Raw genomic sequence first — 25,447 nt, forward strand, 5'->3', positions numbered from 1 at the left:
AGTGCGTATCCCACTTTCCTGGCTGCGTGAATTCGCGCAGGTACCGGCCGGAGCAACGGCCGAAGACGTGATGGCGGACCTGGTCAAGGTCGGCTTTGAAGAAGAAGCCGTCCACCGGCCCACGGACGCCCTCCAGGGCCCCGTCGTGGTGGGCCAGGTCCTGAGCATCGTCAAGGAACCCCAGACCAACGGCAAGACCATCAACTGGTGCCAGGTCCGGGTGGTCCCCGAGGGCCAGCAGCAGAGCCTCACTGGCGACGGCATCGACCCCTCCGGTGTCCAGGGCATCATCTGCGGCGCCCACAACTTCGTGGAAGGCGACAAGGTGGTGGTCACCCTCCCCGGTGCCGTGCTTCCCGGCGACTTCCACATTTCTGCGCGGAAGACCTACGGGCACCTGTCCGCCGGCATGATCGCGTCCGTGCGAGAGCTCGGCATCGGCGAGGACCACGACGGCATCCTGGTGCTGTCCCGGATCGGGCTTGACCCCGAAATCGGCGCCGACGCCATGGAGCTCCTGGGCCTCTACGACCAGGCCGCTGAAATCAACGTCACCCCGGACCGCGGCTACGCATTCTCGATCCGCGGCGTGGCCCGGGAGTACGCCCACGCCACCGGCACGCCGTTCACGGACCCGGCGTCGAAGGTCCAGGCACCCGCGGCCCTGGCTGGCGGCTACGGCGTCAAACTCAACGATGACGCCCCGATCTACGGCAAGCCCGGCTGCGACCGCTTCGTTGCCCGCGCCGTCCGCGGCGTCGACGCCACGAAACCGACACCCCCGTGGATGTCCTCCCGGCTCCGGCTCGCCGGCATCCGCTCCATCTCGCTGCCGGTGGACATCTCCAACTACGTCATGCTCGAACTCGGGCAGCCCACGCACTGCTACGACCTGGACAAGCTCTCGGGCGACATCGTGGTCCGCCGTGCCGTGGCAGGCGAAAAGATCACCACCCTGGACGAGAAGGTCCGCGCGCTGGACGTCGAGGATCTGCTGATCACCGACGGCTCCGGCGCGATCGGCATCGCCGGTGTGATGGGCGGCGCCGCCACCGAGGTGTCCGATGCGACGTCGAACATCCTCGTTGAGGCTGCGCACTTCGACGAGGTGTCCATCGGACGCTCCCGCCGCCGCCACAAGCTGCCGTCCGAAGCGTCCAAGCGCTTCGAACGCGGCGTGGATTGGCACGTCGCGAATATCGCCGCGCAGCGCGTGGTCGACCTCCTGGTCGAACTTGCCGGCGGCACCGCCGATGAGGCAGGCACCGACGTCGGGACCGCGCCGGATACCGTCACCGTCGAGCTTCCCGCAGCCTTCGCCGCGGAACGGATCGGCATCGATTTCACCGAGGAACAGATCGTCACCTCGCTCGAGGACCTCGGCGCCGTCGTGGTCAAGAACGACGGCGGCTACACAGTGACTGCCCCGAGCTGGCGCAATGACCTGGAAACCAAGGAGGACCTCTCCGAGGAGATCGCCCGGCTGGTCGGCTACGACCAGATCCCCGCGAGCCTGCCCGTGGCGCCTCCGGGCCGAGGACTGACCCGCACGCAGCAGCAGCGCCGGCGCCTCGTCCAGGCACTGGCCGATTCCGGCCTCACCGAAGTCCTGGCGTACCCGTTCGTCTCCAAGGCCGCCAACGACACGTTCGGCGTGTCCACGGAAGGAACGCCGCGCAAGGCGCTCAAGCTGGCCAACCCGATCAGCGAGGAGCAGGGCTACCTGCGCACGTCGATCCTGCCGGGCCTGATCGAGGTGGCCAAGCGAAACCACTCGCGCGGCTTCCGCGACCTGGCCCTGTTCGAGGCCGGCCTCGTGTTCCTGCCGGGCGACACACTCGGCACCTCCTCAATCCCGCCGCTTGGCATCAAACCCGGCGATGAGGTGCTGGACGGACTTTACGACGGCGTCCCGGACCAGCCGCTGTACGTCGCCGCGGTCCTCACCGGCCATGACTCGCCGGCCGCCGCAGGCCACACCCCCCGGGCGTGGGACTGGGCCGATGCGCTGGACATCGCCAGGACCGCCGGCGCCGTGCTCGGCGTCGAGATCGTGATCAGCCAGGGACACCACCAGGCCTTCCACCCGGGACGGGCTGCCCAGCTGGCGCTCCGCACCGGCGAAGTCCTGGGCTATGCCGGCGAGCTGCACCCGAAGCTGCTGGCCGCCCACGACATGCCCGCGCGGTCGGTGGCGATCGAATTCAATGCGGACGACCTCTTTGAGGCCGCCGCAGACGTGATAGTGGCCCGGCACATCTCCACGTACCCGGTGGCCACCCAGGACGTCGCCCTCGTGGTGCCGCAGGAAGTCCCGGCGGAAGAGGTGCTCGATGCCCTGCGCGAGGGCGCCGGCGAACTGCTCGAGGACGTCGCCCTCTTCGACGTGTACGCGGGCAAGGGCATCGAGGACGGCAAGAAGTCGCTGGCCTTCAGCCTGCGCTTCCGCGCCGGGGACCGCACGCTGACCGCGGACGAGGCATCCGCGGCCCGCGAAGGCGCCGTCGCTGTGGCGCACGAGCGCTTCGGAGCAGTCCAACGCTAGAGCACAGGGGGACCGCTGGCACCCTCGCCGTAGCCGGAATCACCGTCCGGTCCGTTCGTCTTGCCGACGTCGGACCGGACGGTGAGGCTTTCCTCGGAGCGGCCGAACGCGCGCGCGCCGCAGGCATCAAGGATCCGGGGAAGCGGCGGGACTTCCTGGCCGGCCGGATCGCGCTGCGGGATTTCGCCGCCGGAATCCTCGGCGTGCGCCCCGGGCAGCTCACGGCCGCCTATTCGTGCCCGGAGTGCGGGACGGGGCCGGAGCTGGACCACGGCCGGCCCGGCTACCTGCTGGACGGTGCGCCCGCCGGCCTTCTCCTGAGCCTTTCCCGCAGCCGCGGCTGGGCGCTGCTGGCCGGCGGTCCCGCCGGTGCGGCGGGTGTTATGGACGGTGCCGCGGTCGGCGTCGACCTGGAGCACAGCTCCGGGGTCGGGTTCCCGGGGTTCGACGACGTCGCCCTCACCCCGGCGGAACGGCGGCTGCTCGCGGCGGTGGCGCCGGAGGAGGCGATGGCCTGGCGGGCAGCCGCCTGGGCGCGCAAGGAGGCACTGCTGAAGGCCCGCGGCACAGGGCTGCGGGTCGAACCGGCCTCGGTTGAGGCCTTCGCGGAGTCCGCCGACGGCACTGTCCTCGTTGACCTGGACACGGTTGCCTTGGGCCTGCCGGCCGGCTTTGCCGCCGCGCTGGCCATCCTGGGAACGGCGTAGCAGCCAAGCCCGGCGGAGAGCCGATGCCTGCCAGGGATGTTTAAGGCACACTGGTGGCGTGAGCGGATTCCGGTGGGTGCTGCACGTCGATCTCGACCAGTTCATCGCGGCGGTCGAGGTGCTCCGGCGGCCGGAGCTTGCGGGCAAGCCGGTCATTGTCGGCGGCCGGGGTGACCCCACGGAGCGGGCAGTGGTGTCGACGGCATCCTACGAAGCCAGGGCGTTCGGCGTGGGGTCGGGCATGCCGCTGCGCATTGCGGCCCGGAAAGTGCCCGACGCCGTGATCCTGCCCGTCGATCACGAGGCTTACCTCGCGGCGTCTGAAACGGTGATGGCTACCCTGCGCGAGCAGCCCGGCGCCACCGTGCAGGTGCTGGGTTGGGATGAAGCCTTTGTTGGCATTGAGACAGAGAATCCGGAAGCCTACGCCCGGCAGGTGCAGGCCGCCGTCCTGGCGCAAACGCAGCTGCACTGCAGCGTGGGCATCGGCGACACCTTGGTCCGGGCCAAGGTCGCCACCGGATTCGGCAAGCCGGCCGGCGTCTTCCGTCTCACTGCAGGGAACTGGCTGGACGTCATGGGCAACCGGCCCACCAAGGACCTGTGGGGCGTCGGAACCAAAGTGTCCGGCCGGCTGGCCAAACTCGGCATCAACACGGTCGCCGAGTTGGCTGCGTCCGACCCCCGGGACCTGGTCCCGGAGTTCGGACCCAGGATGGGACCTTGGTACGCGGAGCTCGGACGCGGGGACGGCGCCAGCGTTGTGGACGACACCCCCTGGGTTGCGCGCGGGCACAGCCGGGAGACCACCTTCCAGAAGGACCTGACCGACCCCGCGCAGGTGGACGACGCCGTGAGGGAGCTGACAGCGCATGTCCTTGAGGATGTTGTGGCCGAAGGCCGGCCCGTGATTGGGCTGACCCTCAAGGTTCGGTACGCGCCGTTCCTCACCAAGACCCACGCGAGGAAGATTCCCGAGACATTCGACAAGAGCGAAATCCTCGAGCGGGCCCTGGACCTCGCGGCCGGAATCGAAGCGGGCCGTCCCATCCGGCTCCTGGGCCTGCGGGCCGAAATGGCAATGCCCGACGACGCCCGCAAGGGACACACTCCGACGCGCGGCGGCTGGTAACGGCGTCCCCTTTGCGTAACCCTGGACGTTCTCGCGACACTTAGCCAACTTCGGCCGCAAACCTAAGGACAGGTTGGCGGGCAATGTGCAATCAACCCGTCAGCCCACTGGAGCTAACCGGTCCGCCTTGGTAGCTTCAAGACATGGCCATCAAACTTGAGAACGTCGGTATCGCCGTCGAGGACCTCGAAGCCACAATCGCCTTTTTCACCGACCTCGGGCTCACCGTCGTGGGCCGTGACACCGTCAGCGGCGAGTGGACCGACACTGCGGTCGGACTTGATGGCAACCACGCCAACATTGCGATGCTCCAGACCCCGGACGGTCATGGTCGGCTTGAGCTCTTCGAATACATCCACCCCAAAGCGATCGAGTCGCAGCCAACCCGCCCCAACGACATCGGCATGCATCGCGTGGCCTTCTCGGTCGACAACATAGACCAAGCCCTCGAGGCAGCTGCGAAGCACGGATGCTTTCCGCTGCGCGGCGTGGCGACCTACAAAGACGTCTACAAACTCACCTATGTCCGTGGTCCCAGCGGAATCATCGTGATGCTTGCCGAGGAACTAAAGAAAAACTGACGCCCGGATCGGCCCAGTTAGAAGGAATCCCTCGCAGTGCCTGCGGCGAGCGTCTGCATCTCAGTGCGGGGCCGGCAACGGCGGCAGGGCCTCCTGATACAGCCACGGGTGCAGCAGGGACTCGGTATCGAGCCCGGTCGCGTGGTCCGCGGTGATGATGAACTGCTGTGTTGAGACGGATCCGTGGCGGTTCTGGCCCGCCCACTCGTGAAGGAGCGAGAAGAAGGCCAGGTCTCCGCAGCGCAGGCGCAGGGCATGCAGGGCCAGGGCGCCACGCTTGTAGACCCGGTCGTCGAACATCAGCTCCGGGCCGGGGTCGCCCACGAGCAGGTCCTGCTTGCCGGCGTCGAGCTTCCGCCAGGCGGCGGCGGCCCGCCGGGCCACCGTCATGACACCCGACTCTTCGGACCAGATCCACTCGGCATAGCAGGCGAATCCCTCATGGAGCCAGATGTCTTTCCACGTGGCCGCCGTCAGCGAGTTCCCGAACCACTGGTGGGACAACTCATGGGCGATGAGCCGCTGGGACTCCCAGTCGTGCTCCAGATGGTTGGGGCCGAAGATCGACAGGCTTTGCGCCTCCAGCGGGATCTCCAGTTCGTCCCCGGCCACCACGACGGTGTATTCGGCGAAAGGATAGGGGCCGAAACAGTCGATGAAGGTGCGCATCATCTCGGGCTGCCGGGCCAGGCCCTCGCGGGCCGTCTCGGCCAGCTCCGCCGGAACAGCCGCATATTGGGGCACCTGGGCTGTCGGGCGGACGGGGTTGAGCGCCAGAAGCTCATAGCGGCCGATCTGGACCGTGGCGAGGTATGTGGCCATCGGCTCGGACTGCTCGTAGACCCAAGTCTCGCGGCTGGACCGGGTGGTGCGCGAGACCAGGAGTCCGTTGCACACAGCCCGGTAGTTCGCGTCCGTTGTCACCGAGATCCGGTAGCTGGCCTTGTCCCGGGGGTGGTCGTTGCAGGGGAACCAGGACGGTGCGCCGTTCGGCTGGCCGGCCACCAGGACCCCGTCGGTGAGCTCCTCCCAGCCCACTTCGCCCCACAGGCCGCGGCGGGGGGAGGGGTTCCCCTCGTAGCGGATGTCCAGGGTGAATTCCTCACCGGCCAACAGGGCGGCTTCGGGGACGACGACGAGCTGGTCGGCGCGGTGGCTGAACCTCCGGACCCTCCGCCCGCCGAGCTGGATCTTGGTGGCCCGGAGCCCGGTCAGGTCCAGCACGATGGCCGACGTCGGGCGCTGCGTCACCGCGTGCACCACCGCCCGCCCGTTCAAGCGGTTGCTGCTGAGCTTGTAGTCCAGCTCAAGTTCGTAGCGGGTGACACGGTAGGCATCCGTGCCGTGGCCGGGCAGGTAGGGATCGGGGGAGCCGGAAGCATCGTCCGAGGGCAGGCCGCTTCCGCTGCCGGGTGCGACAGCGGAACTCGGGGTCGTGGAACTCATCAACCGTCTTTCGGGATTGCTGGGGCTGGGCTACTTCAGTTTGGGGACGGGCGCGGCCGGGCCGCCCCAGGGGCTCACCGGATTGCCCATCCAGTAGGTCCCGGCGGGCACCGTTTCGCCCCGCATCACGAGGGACGCAGGACCCACAGTGCCGCCTGTGCCAATCCGGGCCTGCGGGAGGATGACTCCGTGCGGTCCCATCGTTGCCCCGTCATCGAGCGTAACAGTGTCGATGCTCATGACCCGATCGTGGAAGAGATGGGTCTGGACCACGCAGCCGCGGTTGACGGTGGAGTTCCGGCCAAGCGTGACGAGGTCTGCTTCGGGCAGCCAGTAGCTTTCGCACCACGTGCCGGCACCGATCTTGGCGCCCAGGGCCCGGAGCCACCAGACCAGGGCCGGCGTGCCGCTGGCGGAGCGGGCGAACCAGGGGGCGCTGACCATTTCGATGAACGTGTCCACCACCTCGTTGCGCCAGATGAAGGAGCTCCACAGCGGATGCTCGCCGGGCTTGATGCGCCCGACCAGCAGCCATTTAGCCACGACGGCGCTGCCCGCCGCCACTGCGCCGGCGAGGAGAATCACCACGCCGCCCAGCAGGGCCGCCACGCCGTAGTTGAAGACTGTGGCGAGCCAGTCGAAGGCGAGGAAGACCCCGGCCGCGACGGCAACCGTTGTCACTACGGGGACAAAGCGGCACAGCTCCCACAGTGCCCGGGCAACCTTGAGCTTCAGGGGCGGCTGATAGGTCCTTGTGTCGTCGGAGGCGATGGCGGTGCGCCGGAGCCGGACCGGCGGGCTGCCCAACCAGGACGTGCCGGATTTCGCCTTCGCCGGAGTCGCCGAGAGCACGGCGACGAGGGAGTTCTTCGGCACGTTGCGGCCGGGAGCAGTCATGCCGGAATTGCCGAGGAAAGAGCGTTTGCCGATTTTTGCCGGGGCGATCCGCAACCACCCGCCGTCGAGCTCGTAGGACGCCACCATCGTGTCGTCGGCCAGGAAGGCGCCTTCGCCGACCGTGGTCATCTTGGGGATCAGCAGGACAGTCGAGGCCTCCACGTTCTTGCCGATCCTGGCGCCGAGCAGGCGCAGCCAGGCAGGAGTGAAGAGGCTGGCGTAAATCGGGAAGAGCAGGTCGCGGGCCAGATCCAGGACGCGCTCCGTGGCCCAGACCTGCCAGCCGATTCTGCTCCGGACCCGGTAGTACCCTTCGGCCAGGCCCACACCCAGGAGCCGGGTGGTCAGGAGTATCAGCACCAGGTTGGACAGGAACCAGACCAGGGCCGCAGGCGGAAGGGACAGCAGGAGTTGCGGGAGTGCCGCGCTGAGCGACTCGCTGCCGCGGATGAAGCCGAAGACCACCAGCGCCGCGGCCGCCGCCGAGACATAGGGGATCAGGGCCAGGACGGCCGAGGCAGTGGCGAAGCCGGCGAACCAGAGCCTGCCGATCAGCGGGTGGTGCCGGGGAGCGTCCGGCCAGGAGGATTTGGCTTTGCCGCGCCGCTCGGCCGGGGACCCGGCGACGAGTTGGCCGGACTTCACCTTGCCCAGGACAGCCGAGCCGGGTTCCACCTTCGCACCGGCGCCGATCGTGGCGCCCGGCATGAGCGTGCTGCGTGCCCCGACCGTGGCGCCGGGACCGATGCGGATGGCCCCGATGTGGACGACGTCGCCGTCGATCCACCAGCCGGACAGGTCGACCTCGGGCTCGACGTTGCAGCCGTTGCCGAGCGAGAGCAGCCCGGTGACGGGCGGCAACGAGTGCAGCTGGACGTCGTTGCCGATTTTCGCTCCGAGGGCCCGGGCGTAGTACGGCACCCAGGGCGCGCTGGCGAGGCTGATGGCGCTGGCCAGGTCCTGGATCTGTTCGGCGAGCCAGAGGCGCAGGTGGACCCGGCCGGACCGGGGATACGTCCCCGGCACCACGTTGCGGAGCAGGAGGCGGGCAGCGGCGATGGAGATCAGCATCCGGCCCGCAGGACTCACGAAGATGAGCCAGGAAGCGCCCACCCACCACCAGGACACCGTGGGTGCCGCCGTGAAGCCGGCGAAGGAAGCGAGTAGATTGTTCGCCGCCATCAGGTACGTCAGCCAGCGCATGCCCACGAGGATGTGCAGGGGAACGCCCATCAGGGTCTGGAAGACCTGTGACCTGCGGGCCGTGCGCCGAACCGTGCGTTCCGGGGCCGGGCCCGCCCCGCCGTCGGGCAGGGACTGGCGCGCGACGTCGATGAGCGCCCCGATCCGGGGAGTGGCGTAGATGTCAGCCACCGTGATCGTGGGGTAGTGGACCCGAAGGGCGGAGACGAGTTGCGCGGCGGCCAGGGATCCGCCCCCGTAGGCGAAGAAATCGGCGTCGAGGCTGGCCGCATTGCCGCCCAGCACCGCGCCCCACTGCTCCACGATCCAGGTTGCGTCGTCCGGGAGGTTCAGCGGGGCCGCTTCGGTGTCGGCGGCCCCGGCCCCTGCCAGGGGCCACGGCAGCGCGTGCCGGTCCACCTTGCCGCTGGTCTTGGTCGGCAGAGAATCGACCACGGTCAGCAGCGGGATCAGCGGGGCCGGCAGGCTCTCGCCGAGCAGCTCCCGTGCGGCGGCCAGATCGAGATTCCTGCCTTCGGTCGGGGCCAGGTAGCCGACCAGGATCTGGTTGCCGGCCGCCGTCGTTTGCACCGTGGCGGCCGCTCCGGCGACATCCGGCAGCGACTGAAGGGCGGCGTCGATCTCGCCGAGTTCGATCCGGCGCCCGCCGAGCTTGACCTGTTCGTCGGCGCGGCCCTGGAAGACCAGCCCCGCGGCCTCGTAGCGGACCAAATCTCCCGAGCGGTAGGCCCGCTCCCAGCCCAATGACGGCATGGGGGCATATTTCTCGGCGTCCTTCGCCGGGTCCAGGTACCGGGCCAGGCCCACGCCGCCGATGATCAGTTCGCCGATTTCACCCTCCCCGACCGGCAGGGAATGGGCATCCACGACGGCGAGGTCCCAGCCGTCCAGCGGCAGGCCGATCCGCACCGGGCCGGGACCGCCAAGCGGTGCTGCGCAGGCGACGACGGTGGCCTCGGTGGGGCCGTACGTGTTCCAGACCTCGCGGCCTTCGACGGCGAGCCGCTCGGCGAGGTCCGGCGGGCACGCTTCGCCGCCGAAGATCAGCAGGCGGACGCTCTCGAGGGACTCCACCGGCCACAGCGCGGCGAGGGTGGGCACCGTGGAAACAACCGTGATGCCGTGGCTGATCAGCCACGGGCCAAGGTCCATGCCGGTCCGGACCAGGGCGCGGGGCGCCGGGACGAGGCAGGCGCCATGCCGCCACGCGAGCCACATTTCCTCGCAGGAGGCGTCGAAGGCGACCGAAAGCCCCGCCAGGACACGGTCCTGCGTCCCGACCGGATCGTCCTGCTGGAAGAGCCGGGCTTCAGCGTCGACGAAGGCCGCCGCAGAACGGTGCTGCACCGCCACGCCTTTGGGGGTCCCGGTGGAACCTGAGGTGAAGATGACCCAGGCGTCGTCGTCAAGTCCGGGAAGCCGGGGAGCGGGGAACGGGCGGGGCCGCTGCCCCTCCGTCACGATCTCCCCGGCGCCGTGTAATATCCCGGCAACCCGGGCCTCGCCGAACACAAGCCTGGCCCGCTCTTCCGGGTCGTCCGCGTCCACCGGGACATAGGCGGCCCCGACCATCAGGATGGCCAGGATCGAGACATAGAGCAGGTTGGTGCCCGACGGGATCCGGACGCCGATCTTGTCCCCGGCGCCGAGGCCCGCCAGGTGCAGCTCCTTCGCCGTGGCCTGGACGGCAGACAGGAGCTGGGCGTAACTGAGCGATTCGTGGCCGTCGTCGAGGGCAGAGGCCTCCGGAAAGCGCGCCGCGGTGTCTTCCAGGATGTCGACCAGGGTCCGCTCCGGCGGTGCGGCCAGGGACCCCGGAAGCTGCGGCCGGAACGCCGGGCTGACGGTGGCGAGGGCCTGCGGAGGGCCGCTGTGTTGCGCTTGCTGATCAGTCACAGGGGGATCGTCTCCGGCCTAGGTGAACGGAAGGTGTCCGGGTTCGCTTTGTGTTAATACTCCGCCACTGTCCGGACGATCGCACGCTGTTTCCCTCATCTGTTTCCAAGACCCGGGTACTGGGCACCTGGGAACGGGTCTTTAGGGAACCAGGATGACCTTGCCGGTAGTGCGCCGCTGCTCGAGGTCATCGTGGGCCTGGGCGGCCTCCGCCAGATCGTAGCGGGCGCCTACCCGCACTTTGAGGCTTCCGTCGGCCACAGCTGCGAAGAGCTCGTCAGAGCGCCAGCGGCGTTCCTGCGCGTTGCGCAGGAAATGCCCGATCGTCGGCCGGGTGAGGTACAGGGAGCCTCCGGAGTTGAGCCGTTGCGGGTCGAAGGGCGGAACGGGACCGGAAGCGGCACCGAACAGCACCAGCGTGCCGCGGATGCGCAGGGCCTCGAGGGACCCGTCGAAGGTGTCCTTGCCGACGCCGTCGTACACGACATCCGCGCCGGTGCCGTCAGTCAGTTCGCGGACCCTGGCGGCGAAGCCGTCATAGCGGAGCACGTGGTCGGCGCCGGCTTCGCGGGCCAGTTGCTCCTTGTCATCGGTGGAGACGGTGGTGATGACGCGCGCGCCCCGCGCCTTGAGCAGCTGGATCAGCAGCAGGCCGACGCCGCCGGCTCCGGCGTGCAGCAGGACGGTGTGGCCCGGCTCGACCTTGAAGGAGGAATTGATCAGGTAATGCGCGGTGATGCCCTGCAGCGGCAAGGCAGCGGCCGTAAAGTCGTCCACGCCGTGGGGGACGGGCAGCGCTTTGTCCTCATCGATGAGGGCGTAGCCGGCGTAGCAGTTGATGCCCTCCGCCGTGGCTACGCGGTCACCGGCGGAGAAGCCGGTGACGCCGTCGCCGAGTTCCTCCACCGTGCCCGAGGCCTCGGACCCGGGGGTGAACGGGTACGGAACTTTGTAGCTTCCGCTGCGCTTGTAGGTGTCGATGAAGTTCACGCCGACGGCGGCGACCTTGACCAGGAGCTGGCCGGGCCCCGGAACCGGGCGCTCCACCTTGGTCAGGGTGAGGACGTCGGGGCCCCCGGCCTCGCGGGCGACGATTGCATGCATCATGGAACTCCTTGGCTGGGCTGACGTTCGTGGACCTGATCCTGGACCCATCCTAGGGACATTGGCGCCAACGACGAAGTGACGGCCGGTATCCGGCCGTCACTTCGGGTCAAACAGGAAAACAGGGGCACCATGAGGGCGGCCAGGGCGCTTTCGCGTCTGCGGAGCCTCCCGTCCGGGAGCGCCGACCCCTAGTAGCGGCGGGTGACAGTGGCCATCGGGCACTCAAAGTGGCGTCCCGCGGAGAGCCCGACGTCGTTGAGGTAGCGGACGATGATGCCGTAGGACTGCAGCAGCGTGGTCTCGGTGTAGGGGACCTGGTGCTTCGCGCAGAACTCACGGACGATCACGGCGGCCTTGTCGAGCTGCGGGCGGGCCATGTCCGGGAAGAGGTGGTGCTCAGCCTGGCGGTTGAGGCCGCCGAGCAGGATGTCCATGAAGCGGCCGCCGGAGATGTTCCGGGACGTCAGGACCTGGCGGCTGAAGAAGTCCACGCGGCTGTCGGCCGGCAGGACCGGCATGCCCTTGTGGTTCGGCGCGAAAGACGCGCCCATGTAGAAACCGAAGACGGCGAGCTGGACCGCGATGAACGCGAGTGCCATGCCCCACGGCAGGAAGGTGAAAGCGAGCACGGGCAGCAGGCTGAGGCGGGCAATGAGGATCGGGATTTCGACCCAGCGGTGCGTGACCTTGGCGCGCTGGAAGATGAACTTGATCGAATCGATCTGCAGGCCCAGGCCAACGAGGAACAACAGCGGGAAGAAGAGCCAGCCCTGTTTGCGGGTGAGGAAGGAGAACCGGCCCTGCCGGGTCGCCGCGGCTTCCGGGAAGAACGCGATGGCACCCGTGGCGATGTCCGGGTCCTTGGAAATGACGTTGGGGTGGTTGTGGTGCGCGCCGTGCTTCTGCTCCCACCAGGAGTAGCTGATCCCGGCAACCGAGGTGGCCAGCAGCCGTGCGGCCCAGTCATTGGCGCGGCGGGAGGCGAAGATCTGCCGGTGCCCGGCCTCGTGGGCCAGAAAGCTGAGCTGGGTGCAGAGGATGCCTAGGGCGGCGGCGATGAGGAGCTGGAACCAGCTGTCACCGATCAGCGCGAAGCCGAACCAGGTGGCGGTCATGAGGAGCACCAGGACCGAAAACACTGTGACGTAGAAGCCGACGCGGCGTTCAAGCAGGCCTGCGGCCTTGACGGTCTTGAGGAGTTCCGAGTAGCTCAGGACAACGGCGTTCGGCTGCCGGATCCGCGATTTTGGTCGCTCCGGAGTGGCGGTGGTGAGGGTCATGTAACGCGTGCCTCGATGCTGTTACGGGCAACGCTGCATCCGACACTCGGACTGCACGGTCTGGATCACCCTTTACCAAGCATACGCCCGCACCGTTACCCGGCCCTCCCGATCCGGACGGGCGGGCCAGGGCTGAACACTCGGGGCACGTGGCAGTTTATGCATAAATATCGGCATCTATGCATACTCTTGCTGTATAGTCCTAGCTATGACTATTTCTGTTGCCGTCTCCGGCGCAAGCGGTTATGCCGGCGGGGAGGTGCTGCGGCTCCTCGCCGGCCATCCCGATGTCACCATCGGAGCCATCACGGCGCACAGCAACGCCGGTTCCAGACTAGGGGAATTGCAGCCCCATCTCCACGGTCTGGCCAACCGCATCCTCGAAGACACCACGGTGGAGAACCTGTCCGGCCACGACGTTGTGTTCCTGGCCCTCCCGCACGGTGCTTCCGCCGACATCGCAGCCCAGCTGCCGGCCGGCACCGTGGTGATCGACGCCGGCGCCGACCACCGGCTGCAGGACGCGGCCGCCTGGGAGAAGTTCTACGGCTCGCCGCACGCCGGGACCTGGCCCTACGGCCTGCCCGAGCTTCCCGGCCAGCGGGAGGCCCTGCGCGGCGCCAAGCGGATCGCCGTCCCGGGCTGCTACCCGACGTCTGCCCTGCTGGCCCTCACCCCGGGCTTCAGTAACCACCTGCTGCAGGCGGACGACGTCGTCATCGTCTCCGCGTCCGGCACCTCCGGGGCCGGCAAGGCCGCCAAGGTCAACCTGATCGGCGCCGAGGTCATGGGCTCCATGAGCCCCTACGGCGTGGGCGGCGGGCACCGGCACACGCCGGAAATCGAACAGGGACTGTCGAAGGCCCTGAACGCTCCGGTCACCGTCTCCTTCACCCCCACCCTGGCCCCGATGAGCCGGGGCATCCTCACCACCGCTACGGCGAGGGTGCGGCCCGGGGTGACCGCGGAGGAACTGCGCCGCGCCTGGACCGAGGCCTACGACGACGAGCCGTTCGTTCATCTGCTGCCGGAGGGCCGCTGGCCCTCGACCAAGTCCGTGCAGGGATCCAACCACGCCGTCATGCAGCTGGCCCTGGACAGCCACACCGGCCGGGTGATCGTCACGTGCGCCATCGACAACCTGACCAAGGGGACCGCCGGCGGCGCCGTCCAGTCCATGAACATTGCCCTCGGCCTGGCGGAAACCGCCGGCCTCGACCTGCAGGGAGTCGCACCGTGAGCATCACCGCCCCCCAGGGGTTCCGCGCCGCCGGAGTCACCGCCGGCCTCAAGGCCTCCGGCAACCCGGACCTCGCCCTCGTGGTCAACGACGGCCCGTCCAAGGCCGCCGCGGCCGTGTTCACGTCCAACCGGGTGGCCGCGGCCCCCGTGCACTGGTCCCGCGAAGTGGTCAAGGACGGCCGCGTCGACGCCGTCATCCTCAACTCCGGCGGCGCCAACGCCTGCACCGGCCCGCAGGGTTTCCAGAACACGCACACCACCGCCGAGAAGACCGCCGAGGCGCTGGGCGTTTCGGCAACGGACATCTTTGTCTGCTCCACCGGGCTGATCGGTGAGCAGCTTCCGATGGAGAAGATCCTCACCGGGATCGGCGCCGCCACGTCGGCGCTCAGCAGCGACGGCGGACCCGACGCCGCCACCGCGATCATGACCACGGACTCGGTATCGAAGCAGGCAGTGTTCACCGGCACCGACGCCAACGGCAACGAATTCACCATCGGCGGCATGGCCAAGGGCGCCGGCATGCTCGCCCCGGGGCTCGCCACGATGCTGGTGGTCCTCACGACGGACGCGGACGTCCGGCCGGACCTGCTCGACGCCGTGCTCCGCGACGCCACCAGGGTCACGTTTGACCGGGCGGACTCGGACGGCTGCATGTCCACCAACGACACCGTCGTGCTGCTGGCCTCCGGCGCCTCCGGCGCCGCGCCGTCCGCCGTCGAATTCGGCAAGGGCCTGACCCAGGTCTGCGCGGAACTGGCCCGCAAGCTGATCGGCGACGCCGAGGGCGCCAGCCACGACATCGCGATCCGCACCTTCAACGCCGCGAATGAGCGGGACGCCGAAGTGGTCAGCCGCGCCGTCGCCCGCTCCAACCTCTTCAAGGCCGCGATCTTCGGCAAGGACCCCAACTGGGGCCGCGTACTCTCCGCCGTCGGCACCACCGACGCAGCCTTCGAGCCTGACCAGCTCAACGTGTCCATGAACGGCGTGCAGATCTGCCGCAACGGCAGCATCGGCGAGGACCGGAATCTCGTGGACCTGGAGCCGCGCGAGGTCCTGGTCGAGATCGACCTGCAGGCCGGCGCCGCGGAGGCCACGATCTGGACCAACGACCTAACCCACGACTACGTCCACGAAAACAGCGCCTACTCAAGCTAGGCAGTTCCCGGAGGGACGATCAGCATGAACACCCAGACCCGCGAGACCACTTCCATGTCCGACGCCCAAAGCAAGGCCGGCACCCTGATCGAGGCCCTGCCCTGGATCCAGCGCTTCGCCGGCACCACCATGGTGATCAAATACGGCGGCAACGCCATGGTCAACGATGAGCTCCGCCGGGCGTTCGCCGAGGACGTGGTCTTCCTGCACCATGTAGGGATCCACCCCGTCGTGGTGCACGGCGGCGGCCCGCAGATCAACGCCATGCTCAGCAGGCTCGGCATCGAATCAGAATTCAAGGGCGGCCTGCGGGTCACCACCCCCGAGGCCATGGACGTCGTCCGCATGGTCCTCACTGGCCAGGTCGGCCGCGAACTCGTTGGCCTGATCAACTCCCATGGCCCGTACGCCGTCGGCATGTCCGGTGAGGACGGCGGGCTGCTCCGTGCCGTGCGCACCGGCACGGTCGTCGACGGCGAGGAAGTGGACCTGGGCCTCGTGGGCGAGGTGACCGGCGTCAACCCCGAGGGAATCCTGGACATCATCGCAGCCGGCCGGATCCCGGTGATCTCCACTGTTGCCCCCGAAATCTTCGACGACGGCAGCCTGGACGCGGCGACAAAGCAGGCGCAGACCACCGGGCAGGTGCTCAACGTCAACGCCGACACCGCCGCCGCCGCCCTCGCCGAAGCCCTGGGCGCCTCCAAACTGGTGATCCTCACCGACGTCGAGGGACTCTTCGCCAACTGGCCGGACCGCTCCTCGCTGATCTCCTCGCTGACGGCCTCGGAACTGCGCGAGCTGCTCCCGAGCCTGGAGTCGGGGATGATCCCGAAGATGGAGGCGTGCCTGAAAGCCGTCGAGGGCGGCGTCGAACGCGCGCACATCGTGGACGGCAGGCTGCCGCACTCGATGCTGCTGGAAACCTTCACGACGGCGGGCATCGGCACGCAGGTCGTCCCGGACGAGGAAGTGAACACAAAGTGAGCAGCACTGAACTGAGCCATTCCGCTGAAGGCCGCAGCAGCGATGGGGGCCCGGGTGTGGTCGGGCACCGCGAAACGGGCGGGGCCCCCATCGCTGCGGAGGCCGCCGCAATCGCGCTCGTTGGTCAAACCACCGGCGCGCAGTGGCTGTCCCGCTACTCGTCGTCGCTGCTGGGCGTCTTCGGCACGCCGCAACGGGTCCTGGTCCGGGGCGCCGGCTGCCTCGTCTGGGACGCCGACGGCAAGGAATACCTGGACCTGCTCGGCGGGATCGCGGTCAACGCCCTGGGCCACGCCCACCCCTTCGTCACGTCGGTGATCTCCAGCCAGCTCTCCACCCTGGGCCACGTCTCCAACTTCTTCACGAGCCCCACGCAGATCGCACTGGCGGAGAAGCTGCTGGACATCAGCAAGGCACCGGCCGGCTCCAAGGTGTTTTTCGCCAACTCCGGCACCGAAGCAGTCGAGGCCGCGTTCAAGCTGGCGCGGCGGAACGGCGGCGTCAGCCAGGCAGACAGCACGGCGCAGCCCCGCACCAAGATCATCGCGCTCGAGGGCGCCTTCCACGGCCGGACCATGGGTGCCCTCGCGCTCACCGCCAAGGAAGCCTACCGGGAGCCGTTCGCCCCGCTGCCCGGCGGCGTCGTGCACATCCCCTTCGGCGACATTGACGCGCTCCGGGCCGCGGTGGACGAGACCACGGCCGCCGTCTTCCTGGAACCGATCCAGGGCGAAGCCGGCGTCCGGCCCCTGCCTGCCGGCTACCTGCAGGCCGCACGGGAGGCCACCAGCGCCGCCGGTGCCCTGCTGATCCTGGACGAGGTCCAGACCGGCATCGGCCGCACCGGCAAGTGGCTCGCGAGCGAGGACGCCGGGATCGTGCCCGACGCGGTCACCCTCGCCAAGGGCCTCGGCGGCGGATTCCCGATCGGCGCCCTCGTCACCTTCGGCCCGGAGGTGTCCTCGCTGCTCTCCGCCGGCCAGCACGGGACCACGTTCGGCGGCAACCCGGTGGCCACCGCCGCTGCCCTTGCCACCTTGCACGTCCTGGAAAACCAGCACGTCCTGGACCACGTCCGCGACACGGGGGAGCACCTGCGTGCGGGTCTCGCCAGGATCGACGGCGTCACTGAGGTCCGGGGCGAAGGGCTCCTCATCGGCTTCGACCTCGATGCCGACGTCGCCCCTGCCGTTGTGACAGCCGGCCTCGAGGCGGGTTTCATCGTCAACAGCCCGGGCCCGCACACCATCCGCCTCGCGCCGCCGCTGATCCTCACCACAGAACAAGCCGACCTCTTCGTTGCGGCACTCCCCGCCCTCCTCCAGACCGCAAAGGACGCCAAGTGAACGCGACAGGGATTTCGACCATGACTTCGAAGAGCCAGACCCGCCACTTCCTCAAGGACACGGACCTCACCCCGGCCGAGCAGGCTGAGGTCCTGGATCTCGCCGTCCGGATGAAGGCCGCGCCGTACAGCGTACAGCCGTTCGCCGCCGAGGGCAGCGGACGCCAGACCGTCGCCGTGATCTTCGACAAGACCTCCACCCGGACCCGGGTCTCCTTCGCCGCCGGCGTGGCGGACATGGGCGGCAACGCGCTCATCATCAACCCGGGCGAGGCGCAGATCGGCCACAAGGAGTCCGTCGAGGACACCGCCAAGGTCCTGGAGCGCATGGTGTCCACCATCGTCTGGCGAACCGGTGCCCATTCCGGGCTCGTGGCCATGGCCAGGAACTCCCGCGTGCCGGTGATCAACGCCCTGTGCGACGATTACCACCCCTGCCAGCTCCTGGCCGACCTGCTCACCGTCAAGGAACACAAGGGCGACCTGGCGGGCCTCACCATGAGCTACCTTGGGGACTCCGCCAACAACATGGCCAACTCCTACCTGCTGGCCGGCGTCACCGCAGGCATGCACGTCCGCATCGCCGGCCCCGAGGGCTACCTGCCGTCCCGGGAGATCATCGCCGCGGCCGAAGACCGCGCGGCGGAGACCGGCGGCTCGGTGCTCGTCACGGTGGACGCCGCAGAGGCGCTGCTCGGAGCCGACGTCGTTGCCACCGACACCTGGGTGTCCATGGGCCAGGAGGACGAGAAGGAAGCACGGCTGCAGCTGTTCCGCAACTACGCCGTGGACGAAGCGGCGATGAAGCTCGCGGCGCCGGACGCCGTCGTACTCCACTGCCTGCCGGCCTACCGCGGCTACGAGATCTCCGCTGGAGTGATCGACGGCCCGCAGTCCATCGTCTGGGACGAGGCCGAGAACCGGCTGCACGCCCAGAAGGCCCTGATGGCCTGGCTGATGCACCGCTCCGGCCTCGCCGTTGTCGACGGGCTGGGCTAGTGTCCGTCCAGCCCGCCTCCCCAGGGGCAAGCCCCGCCACGAAGACGGCCCGGCAGGCGCGGATCACCGCGATCCTCACCGGCGAATCGGTCCGCTCGCAGGCGGAACTGGCGGCGCTGCTCGCGGACGACGGCGTCCAGGTCACGCAGGCGACGCTGTCCCGGGACCTCGTGGAACTCGGCGCAGTCCGGGTCCGGGGCAAGGAAGGCGTCCTGGTCTACGCGGTGCCGGGGGAGGGCGGGGAGCGTGCGGCCAAAAGCGGCGTCACCCAGGAGATCCTCGACGCGCGGCTGGCCCGGCTCTGCGGCGAACTGCTGGTCACCGCCGAAGCGTCCGCGAACATCGTGGTGCTCCGGACGCCTCCCGGCGCGGCCAATTTCCTGGCCCTGGCGATCGACCATTCGGTGATGCCGTCCATCCTCGGCACCATCGCGGGGGACGACACGGTGCTGCTGGTCACCCGCGATCCGCTCGGCGGCGCTGCCCTGGCCGCCCGGTTCCTGCAGCTCGCCGAGGAAGCCGGCACCGGCTGACCGCCCCGGACCGAGGATTGGGCCTGCCACCGGGATGTGACAGGCTTTCAGCAGACAAGTTTTCCCCCGACATTTCCCCAAACAACTAAGGAGCATTTGAAGTGACTGAGCGTATTGTGCTGGCCTACTCCGGTGGCCTGGATACTTCCGTAGCCATCGGCTGGATCGGCGAAGCAACCGGCGCCGAAGTTATCGCCGTGGCGGTCGACGTCGGACAGGGCGGCGAGTCCCTGGAGACGATCCGCCAGCGTGCCCTGGGCTGCGGCGCCGTCGAAGCCTACGTGGCGGACGCGTCCGACGAGTTCGCCAACGAATACTGCATGCCCACGCTGCAGGCCAACGCCCTCTATCAGGGCCACTACCCGCTGGTCTCCGCGATCTCCCGCCCGGTGATCGTCAAGCACCTCGTCAAGGCCGCCCGCGAGTTCGGCGCCACCACCGTCGCCCACGGCTGCACCGGCAAGGGCAACGACCAGGTCCGCTTCGAGGTCGGCATCCAGACCCTCGGCCCGGACCTGAAATGCATCGCCCCGGTCCGCGACCTCGCCCTGACCCGCGACAAGGCCATCGCCTTCGCCGAGGAAAAGGGACTGCCGATCGAGACCACCAAAAAGAACCCCTACTCGATCGACCAGAACGTCTGGGGCCGCGCAGTCGAAACCGGTTACCTCGAGGACATCTGGAACGCCCCCACCAAGGACATTTACGACTACACCGCCACCCCGGAGTTCCCGCCGGCCCCGGATGAGGTCACCATTTCCTTCGAAGCCGGCATCCCGGTGGCGATCGACGGCGTCAAGGTCACCCCGCTGCAGGCCATCAAGGAACTCAACCGCCGCGCCGGCGCGCAGGGCGTCGGCCGGATCGACGTCGTCGAGGACCGCCTCGTCGGCATCAAGTCCCGCGAAATCTACGAGGCCCCCGGTGCCATGGCGCTGATCACCGCGCACAAGCACCTCGAGGACATCACGATCGAACGCGAGCAGGCCCGCTTCAAGGCCACCGTCGGCCAGCGCTGGGCCGAGCTGGTCTACGACGGACAGTGGTTCTCCCCGCTCAAGCGCTCCCTGGACGCCTTCATCCTGGACACCCAGCGCTACGTCACCGGCGACATCCGCATGGTGCTGCACGGCGGCCAGGCGATCGTCAACGGACGCCGCTCCGAGACCTCGCTCTACGACTTCGACCTGGCCACCTACGACACCGGCGACACCTTCGACCAGTCGATGGCCCGCGGCTTCATCGAGCTGTGGGGCATGTCCGCCAAGGTTGCCTCCGGCCGTGACATCCGCGTCGCCGGAAAGTAGCCCCTGTGGCTGAGCAAAAGACCGAGGCCACAAACACGGGCGCGCTGTGGGGCGGCCGGTTCGCCGGCGGCCCCGCGGACGCCCTCGCCGCGCTGAGCAAGTCCACGCACTTCGACTGGCGGCTGGCCCGCTACGACATCGCCGGATCAAAGGCGCACGCCCGCGTCCTGCACAAGGCCGGGCTGCTGGACGACGACGAGCTCGAGGGCATGCTTGCCGCCCTAACCCGGCTGGACGAGGACGTCGCCTCCGGCGCGTACCTGCCGGCGGAGTCGGACGAGGACGTGCACGGTTCGCTGGAACGCGGCCTGATCGAGCGCGCCGGCACCCAGCTCGGCGGCAAGCTCCGCGCCGGCCGGTCCCGCAACGACCAGGTGGCCACGCTGGGACGGATGTTCCTGCGCGACCATGCCCGGATCATCGCCCGCGGTGTGCTCGCCACGATCGATGCCCTCGTGGACCAGGCCAAGGCGCACCAGGGCGTGGCCATGCCCGGCCGCACCCACCTCCAGCACGCCCAGCCTGTCCTGCTCAGCCACCACCTGCTGGCCCACGCCTGGGCCCTGCTGCGCGACGTGCAGCGGCTGGCGGACTGGGACAAGCGTGCGGGCGTTTCGCCGTACGGCTCGGGCGCCCTCGCGGGCTCCTCGCTGGGCCTGGACCCGGAGGCCGTCGCCGCGGACCTGGGCTTCTACTCCGCCACGCACAACTCGATCGACGGCACCGCCTCCCGCGACGTCTTCGCCGAGTTCGCGTGGATCACCGCCATGATCGGAGTGGACCTCTCCCGCGTGTCGGAGGAAGTCATCCTGTGGGCCACCAAGGAGTTCTCCTTCGTCACCCTGCACGATTCCTACTCCACCGGCTCCTCGATCATGCCGCAGAAGAAGAACCCGGACGTGGCGGAATTGGCCCGCGGAAAAGCCGGCCGGCTGATCGGCAACCTGACCGGGCTCCTGGCCACGCTGAAGGGCCTGCCGCTCGCGTACAACCGCGACCTGCAGGAGGACAAGGAACCGGTCTTCGACGCCGCCGACACCCTAGAAGTCCTGCTTCCGGCAGTCTCCGGCATGATTGCGACGCTGACGTTCAACACCGAACGGATGGAATCCCTGGCACCACAGGGCTTCGCGCTGGCCACGGACATCGCCGAATGGCTGGTCCGCCAGGGCGTGCCGTTCCGCGAGGCGCATGAACTCTCGGGCGCCGCCGTCAAGCAGGCCGAAAGCCGCGGCGTCGAGCTCTGGGACCTGACGGACGAGGAATACGCCGCCATCTCGGAGCACCTGACGCCGGAGGTCCGCACGGTCCTGTCCACCGAGGGATCGCTCAACAGCCGGAACTCCCAGGGCGGCACGGCGCCGGCCGCCGTCGAACGCCAGCTGCTGGCACTAGAAGGCGAGCTCGCCGGCGTCCGGGAGTACGCGGGCTAGCACCCAGACGCTCCCTCAGTTCTGGCGCCGATTCCGCCGACGCTCCTGCACCCGTTGCAGGAGCGTCGGCGGATTTCCTGCAAAAGGTGAGGGAGCGTTGGGCGCTGGCCGCCGAACAGTGCTCGGTAGCATTACGGCATGAGCGAATCCTTCCGCCAACTCCTGCGTGCACTGCCCGATTTCCCGGACGAGCTGCCGGACTTCGACCCGGACCAAGCCCCCGCTGATCCGGCCGAACTCTTCCGGCTGTGGCTCGACGAGGCGCTGGCGGCCGGGGTGCCGCAGCCCAACGCCTGCAGCCTGGCCACAGCCGACGAGCAGGGCCGGCCGTCGTCGCGGATGCTGATCCTGAAGGACATCGACGCCGACGGCTGGCAGTTCGCAACGTCCCGGGAATCCCGCAAGGGCCAGGAACTCGCGGTCAATCCGCACGCGGCGCTGAACTTCTTCTGGCAGCAGCAGGGCCGCCAGGTGCGCGTCGCCGGCGACGTGGTGGAGCTGTCCCCGGAGGCATCGGCCGCCGACTGGCACGCCCGGCCCGGTGCGGACGGCAGCGGGAATCCCAGTTGGCAGCTGTACGCCGTCCGGCCCCGCGAAATCGAGTTCTGGCAGGCCCGGCACGACCGCCGGCACATCCGCCACCGGTACGGCCAGGAGTCCTTCAGTTAATCCTGATTTATCCAGTGCCCTCGGCTAGGATGATCGCCATGACCGCAATCACCCCGGAAAACCTCCTGGAAGAACTCCGCCGCGCTGCCGGCGTCGTGACCGGAATCACCGCCAAACTGAGCGAAGAGGACGTCAGGGCACCCTCGGAATTGCCGGGCTGGACCCGCGGCCATGTGCTGGCCCACGTCTGCGGCATCGCCAACGCGATGGCCCGCCAGCTGGAATTCGCGGCCCAAGGTGAAAGCATCGAGCTCTACGACGGAGGCTACGAGGGCCGGACCCGCGCCATCGAGATGGCCGCCGGGCACACCCTCGCCGAACACCGGGCCGACCTGGACGCCGCACTGGCACGTGCCCTGCACGCCTTCGAAACGCTGGACGACGCCGCCTGGCGGGCGCCCATCAGCTACCGCGGGGGAGTCGTCAAGGACGGCGGCCTGGCGCTCTGGCGCGAGCTCGTCATCCATGCCACCGACCTCGGGACGGGCCGCGGACCGGAAACGTGGAGCCGGCCGTTCTGCGAGCATCTGTTCGATTTCCTTGCCGCACGCGTGCCGGAGGGACAGCGGTTCGTGCTCCAGCCGCTTGGCCTTCCGGGCGTGGCCATCGGAACCCCTGGCGGCCGGTCGACGGCCATCAACGGGATGCTGACCGATATCGCGGCCTGGCTCGCCGGACGCACTCCGACCCTTGGCAGCCTGCGCGCAACCGCGGCGGCCGACGGCGTTGACCTCCCTGAGCTGCTGCCGTGGCCCGCCGGAGTGCCCGTCACCCGCTGACACGTCCGCCCGGGGTCGTGTCCTCCGCGCCGGTGCTGTTAGTGCAGTATGAGCGCCAAGCCCGACGTCGGCGCGGTTTCCAGCAGCGCCTCCTCGCGTTCCCGCGCCAGGAGGCTTTCCTTGATCGCGAGTCCCCAGCGGAAGCCGCCCAGGCTTCCGTCGGTGCGGATCACCCGGTGGCAGGGCACGAACAGTGCTGCCGCGTTGAAGGCGCAGGCACTGGCTGCCGCGCGGACGGCTTTTACGTTTCCGGACAAGGCGGCGTACTCGGTGTAGGTCACGGGGTGTCCCGGCGGAACGGTCCGGAGCATGTCCCAGGCATGGCCCCTGAACGGACCGGACTTCTGCAGCACGGGCACGTCCATAGCCGGCCCCGGATCGCCGGCATAGAACCCGTCCACGGCCTCAGAGATGGAGCCAAGACCGGTCACGGTCTCGAACTCGCCCGGCAGCAGGTCCGCGTGGATCTGCCCGGTCAGCTCGCCGGGAAGCGCGGTCCAGCCGGAGGCAAGCACAACCCCGTCCCGGGCAATGATGGTGAACGGGCCATCCGGGGTGGACATGGTCAACAGTTGGGCTTTCATGGAGTCGCTTTCTTCGGGGCTTGTGGCTTGGTCCGGGCGGCGGACTGCGCTGCTGCCGCGGCGCGCCAGAGGTGCATGGTGGCATACGAGCGCCAGGGACTGAGCTCACGGAAGTCAGGGCTCAGCGTCGGTTCGTGGGCCGGGGCGGCATCTGTTCGACCGGCCAGATCGGCGACGGCGCTGGCGGCCGCGAGGGACCGGATGCCGTTGCGCACGGCGGCGTCGTTGGCCAGGAAGACATCGGGAGCGCCGATCACGCGCATCGCCACATAGCCCACCGTCCACGGCCCGACGCCGGTGAGGGGCAGCAGTTTTGATTCGAGCCCCGGCAGGTCATCGCCGTAGCCGAAATCCAGCTCGCCCGATGCCATCGCCGCGGCAGCACCCCGGACCGAGTCGATGCGGCGCTGCGGGCCGCGGAGGAGTTCGAAGCCGGTCTCCGCGATCTGCGCTGCTGTGGGGAACAGCCGGTGCAGTCCGTCGGCCGGAACCAGGCACTCGCTCCCGGCCGCGGACAGCTGGATGAGGGCGGTCCGGGCGGCGGCGACGGTGATCTGCTGCCCGATCATCGCGCGGACAAGCAGCTCCTGCGGGTCGACAGCGCCCGGCATCCGGATGCCCGGGGTGGCGGCGACCCTGGCGGCCAGCCGAAGATCGGACCCCAGTGCGCCGTCGATGGCGACGGGATCGGCGTCGAGGTCCAGCAGCCGGCGGACCCGGCTGAGCAGGGAGGGCAGGTCCCGCAGGTCGACGGCGCCGATGGTCAGCACGAGCGGACGGCCGGGGGCTCCGGCGTCGTAGTCCACCTGGAAGCGCGCATCGCCGTGGGCCAGCCGCAGGGTGCGGGCGTAGGACGTGGACGATCCCTCCTCGATGCCCGGGATGGCTCGGACGGCGAGGAAGTCGAAGATCCCCGGGTCGAATGGCTCACGGTAGGGAAGGTTGAGCGTCAGTGCCGTTGACGTCACGGCGGCCTGCGACGGCGCCCGATGGTGCCGGGCCGTGGCCCGGAGTGCCGAGGGCGTCATCGCGAAGACCTCGCCGATGGTCTCGTTGAACTGGCGCACGCTGCTGAAACCGGCCGCGAACGCGATGTCGGCCACCTTCATGGTGGTGGACACCAGCAGGGTGCGGGCGGTCTGGGCCCGGCTTGCCCTTGCCAGCGACAGCGGTCCCGCGCCGAGTTCGTGGCTCAGGATGCGGTTGAGCTGCCGTGAGGAGTAGCCCAGCCGGGCAGCGAGACCTTCCACGCCGTCGCGGTTGATGACGCCGTCGTTGATGAGCCGCATGGCACGTCCGGCGATGTCCGAGCGCAGGTTCCAGGCTGGAGTGCCGGGGACCGCCTCGGGCAGGCAGCGCTTGCAGGCCCGGTAGCCGGCGTCGTGCGCGGCTGCGGACGTTTCGTAGAAGGTGACGTTCCCCGCTTTGGGGGTCCGGGCCGGGCAGGAAGGCCGGCAATAGATGCCCGTGGTGCGGACAGCGGTGTAGAACTGCCCGTCGAACCGGGTGTCCCGGGCGTCGATTGCCCGGTAGCGCTGCCAGAAGTCCATGGGTTCATCCTGCCAGCTTCCCGGACCTGCTGCTAGCGGAAATCGGACACGGCCGTGAAGGAGT

21 protein-coding genes are annotated in these 25,447 nt (G+C 69.0%); 14 read left to right on the forward strand and 7 right to left on the reverse strand.

Annotated features, from left to right (window positions below; all coding sequences use genetic code 11):
* Position 1 precedes the first annotated feature (1 nt).
* Positions 2-2,545 (forward strand): phenylalanine--tRNA ligase subunit beta, encoded by a 2,544-nt coding sequence (pheT, locus tag LDO13_RS06350; protein WP_224049177.1) that lies wholly within the window; start codon positions 2-4, stop codon positions 2,543-2,545.
* Here pheT and LDO13_RS06355 read toward each other — a convergent pair.
* Positions 2,542-2,964 carry a hypothetical protein gene (locus tag LDO13_RS06355; protein WP_224049178.1) on the reverse strand — a complete coding sequence of 141 codons (423 nt, stop codon included), beginning with the start codon at positions 2,962-2,964 and terminating at the stop codon, positions 2,542-2,544. The two genes, pheT and LDO13_RS06355, sit on opposite strands and share 4 nt — an antisense overlap.
* On the opposite strand from LDO13_RS06355, the gene LDO13_RS06360 reads away from it, so the two are divergent.
* The 3 genes from LDO13_RS06360 to LDO13_RS06370 all read left to right on the forward strand — a co-directional run bounded on the left by LDO13_RS06360 (position 2,929) and on the right by LDO13_RS06370 (position 4,965).
* Positions 2,929-3,252, forward strand: coding sequence for a 4'-phosphopantetheinyl transferase superfamily protein (locus LDO13_RS06360; RefSeq protein WP_224049179.1), 324 nt, complete (start codon positions 2,929-2,931; stop codon positions 3,250-3,252). The genes LDO13_RS06355 and LDO13_RS06360 overlap by 36 nt on opposite strands.
* Positions 3,253-3,328: 76 nt before the next feature.
* Positions 3,329-4,384: a DNA polymerase IV gene (locus tag LDO13_RS06365; protein ID WP_224049696.1), complete on the forward strand. Its 1,056-nt coding sequence runs from the start codon at positions 3,329-3,331 to the stop codon at positions 4,382-4,384.
* A 143-nt stretch (positions 4,385-4,527) separates the two neighbouring features.
* Positions 4,528-4,965, forward strand: coding sequence for a VOC family protein (locus LDO13_RS06370; protein WP_224049180.1), 438 nt, complete (start codon positions 4,528-4,530; stop codon positions 4,963-4,965).
* A 60-nt stretch (positions 4,966-5,025) separates the two neighbouring features.
* On the opposite strand, the gene LDO13_RS06375 is transcribed toward LDO13_RS06370, so the two are convergent.
* From LDO13_RS06375 to LDO13_RS06390, 4 genes are all read right to left on the reverse strand, one after another.
* A complete protein-coding gene (locus LDO13_RS06375; protein ID WP_224049181.1) occupies positions 5,026-6,411 on the reverse strand; it encodes a M1 family metallopeptidase in 1,386 nt (461 codons plus the stop codon).
* Positions 6,412-6,441: 30 nt separating this feature from the next.
* Positions 6,442-10,320, reverse strand: coding sequence for a Pls/PosA family non-ribosomal peptide synthetase (locus LDO13_RS06380; RefSeq protein ID WP_224049697.1), 3,879 nt, complete (start codon positions 10,318-10,320; stop codon positions 6,442-6,444).
* A 228-nt stretch (positions 10,321-10,548) separates the two neighbouring features.
* Positions 10,549-11,514, reverse strand: a complete 966-nt coding sequence (locus tag LDO13_RS06385; RefSeq protein ID WP_224049182.1) for a quinone oxidoreductase — start codon at positions 11,512-11,514, stop codon at positions 10,549-10,551.
* A 188-nt stretch (positions 11,515-11,702) separates the two neighbouring features.
* Complete coding sequence (locus LDO13_RS06390) at positions 11,703-12,794, reverse strand: acyl-CoA desaturase (RefSeq protein WP_224049183.1); 1,092 nt, start codon at positions 12,792-12,794, stop codon at positions 11,703-11,705.
* A gap of 208 nt (positions 12,795-13,002) precedes the next feature.
* Between LDO13_RS06390 and argC the strand changes: the two genes are divergently transcribed.
* The 10 genes from argC to LDO13_RS06440 all read left to right on the forward strand — a co-directional run bounded on the left by argC (position 13,003) and on the right by LDO13_RS06440 (position 23,249).
* A complete protein-coding gene (argC, locus tag LDO13_RS06395) occupies positions 13,003-14,034 on the forward strand; it encodes an N-acetyl-gamma-glutamyl-phosphate reductase (RefSeq protein WP_224049184.1) in 1,032 nt (343 codons plus the stop codon).
* Complete coding sequence (argJ, locus tag LDO13_RS06400) at positions 14,031-15,197, forward strand: bifunctional glutamate N-acetyltransferase/amino-acid acetyltransferase ArgJ (protein ID WP_224049185.1); 1,167 nt, start codon at positions 14,031-14,033, stop codon at positions 15,195-15,197. Before argC ends, argJ begins: the two co-directional genes overlap by 4 nt.
* Positions 15,198-15,221: 24 nt before the next feature.
* Positions 15,222-16,184: an acetylglutamate kinase gene (argB, locus tag LDO13_RS06405; RefSeq protein WP_224049186.1), complete on the forward strand. Its 963-nt coding sequence runs from the start codon at positions 15,222-15,224 to the stop codon at positions 16,182-16,184.
* A gap of 89 nt (positions 16,185-16,273) precedes the next feature.
* A complete protein-coding gene (locus LDO13_RS06410; RefSeq protein WP_224049698.1) occupies positions 16,274-17,530 on the forward strand; it encodes an acetylornithine transaminase in 1,257 nt (418 codons plus the stop codon).
* A gap of 20 nt (positions 17,531-17,550) precedes the next feature.
* Entirely contained in the window at positions 17,551-18,528 is a 978-nt protein-coding gene (argF, locus tag LDO13_RS06415) for an ornithine carbamoyltransferase (protein WP_224049187.1), read from the forward strand.
* The gene (locus LDO13_RS06420) at positions 18,528-19,061 is read left to right on the forward strand and encodes an arginine repressor (protein WP_224049188.1); all 534 of its coding nucleotides are present in this window, start codon (positions 18,528-18,530) and stop codon (positions 19,059-19,061) included. Before argF ends, LDO13_RS06420 begins: the two co-directional genes overlap by 1 nt.
* Before the next feature lie 101 nt (positions 19,062-19,162).
* Positions 19,163-20,368 (forward strand): argininosuccinate synthase, encoded by a 1,206-nt coding sequence (locus tag LDO13_RS06425; RefSeq protein WP_224049189.1) that lies wholly within the window; start codon positions 19,163-19,165, stop codon positions 20,366-20,368.
* Positions 20,369-20,373: 5 nt separating this feature from the next.
* Positions 20,374-21,801, forward strand: coding sequence for an argininosuccinate lyase (argH, locus tag LDO13_RS06430; RefSeq protein WP_224049190.1), 1,428 nt, complete (start codon positions 20,374-20,376; stop codon positions 21,799-21,801).
* Between the two features lie 138 nt (positions 21,802-21,939).
* On the forward strand, positions 21,940-22,470 hold the full coding sequence (locus tag LDO13_RS06435; protein WP_224049191.1) for a pyridoxamine 5'-phosphate oxidase family protein: 531 nt from the start codon (positions 21,940-21,942) through the stop codon (positions 22,468-22,470).
* Positions 22,471-22,508: 38 nt separating this feature from the next.
* The gene (locus LDO13_RS06440) at positions 22,509-23,249 is read left to right on the forward strand and encodes a maleylpyruvate isomerase family mycothiol-dependent enzyme (protein WP_224049192.1); all 741 of its coding nucleotides are present in this window, start codon (positions 22,509-22,511) and stop codon (positions 23,247-23,249) included.
* Positions 23,250-23,287: 38 nt separating this feature from the next.
* Here LDO13_RS06440 and LDO13_RS06445 read toward each other — a convergent pair whose 3' ends face one another.
* Positions 23,288-23,833: a methylated-DNA--[protein]-cysteine S-methyltransferase gene (locus LDO13_RS06445; protein ID WP_224049193.1), complete on the reverse strand. Its 546-nt coding sequence runs from the start codon at positions 23,831-23,833 to the stop codon at positions 23,288-23,290.
* Positions 23,830-25,383, reverse strand: a complete 1,554-nt coding sequence (locus tag LDO13_RS06450) for an AlkA N-terminal domain-containing protein (RefSeq protein WP_224049194.1) — start codon at positions 25,381-25,383, stop codon at positions 23,830-23,832. Before LDO13_RS06450 ends, LDO13_RS06445 begins: the two co-directional genes overlap by 4 nt.
* Positions 25,384-25,447 lie beyond the last annotated feature (64 nt).

This window comes from Arthrobacter sp. NicSoilB4 (assembly GCF_019977335.1).
Classification (GTDB): Bacteria; Actinomycetota; Actinomycetes; order Actinomycetales; family Micrococcaceae; genus Arthrobacter.

What these genes read in the sequence shown, in the direction of transcription:
- LDO13_RS06360 (WP_224049179.1), top strand. Translation starts at nt 2,929, where the DNA reads ATGGACGGTGCCGCGGTCGGCGTCGACCTGGAGCACAGCTCCGGGGTC.
- LDO13_RS06370 (WP_224049180.1), top strand. Translation starts at nt 4,528, where the DNA reads ATGGCCATCAAACTTGAGAACGTCGGTATCGCCGTCGAGGACCTCGAA.
- LDO13_RS06375 (WP_224049181.1), bottom strand. Translation starts at nt 6,411, where the DNA reads ATGAGTTCCACGACCCCGAGTTCCGCTGTCGCACCCGGCAGCGGAAGC.
- LDO13_RS06385 (WP_224049182.1), bottom strand. Translation starts at nt 11,514, where the DNA reads ATGATGCATGCAATCGTCGCCCGCGAGGCCGGGGGCCCCGACGTCCTC.
- LDO13_RS06390 (WP_224049183.1), bottom strand. Translation starts at nt 12,794, where the DNA reads ATGACCCTCACCACCGCCACTCCGGAGCGACCAAAATCGCGGATCCGG.
- argC (WP_224049184.1), top strand. Translation starts at nt 13,003, where the DNA reads ATGACTATTTCTGTTGCCGTCTCCGGCGCAAGCGGTTATGCCGGCGGG.
- argB (WP_224049186.1), top strand. Translation starts at nt 15,222, where the DNA reads ATGAACACCCAGACCCGCGAGACCACTTCCATGTCCGACGCCCAAAGC.
- argF (WP_224049187.1), top strand. Translation starts at nt 17,551, where the DNA reads ATGACTTCGAAGAGCCAGACCCGCCACTTCCTCAAGGACACGGACCTC.
- LDO13_RS06435 (WP_224049191.1), top strand. Translation starts at nt 21,940, where the DNA reads ATGAGCGAATCCTTCCGCCAACTCCTGCGTGCACTGCCCGATTTCCCG.
- LDO13_RS06440 (WP_224049192.1), top strand. Translation starts at nt 22,509, where the DNA reads ATGACCGCAATCACCCCGGAAAACCTCCTGGAAGAACTCCGCCGCGCT.
- LDO13_RS06445 (WP_224049193.1), bottom strand. Translation starts at nt 23,833, where the DNA reads ATGAAAGCCCAACTGTTGACCATGTCCACCCCGGATGGCCCGTTCACC.
- LDO13_RS06450 (WP_224049194.1), bottom strand. Translation starts at nt 25,383, where the DNA reads ATGGACTTCTGGCAGCGCTACCGGGCAATCGACGCCCGGGACACCCGG.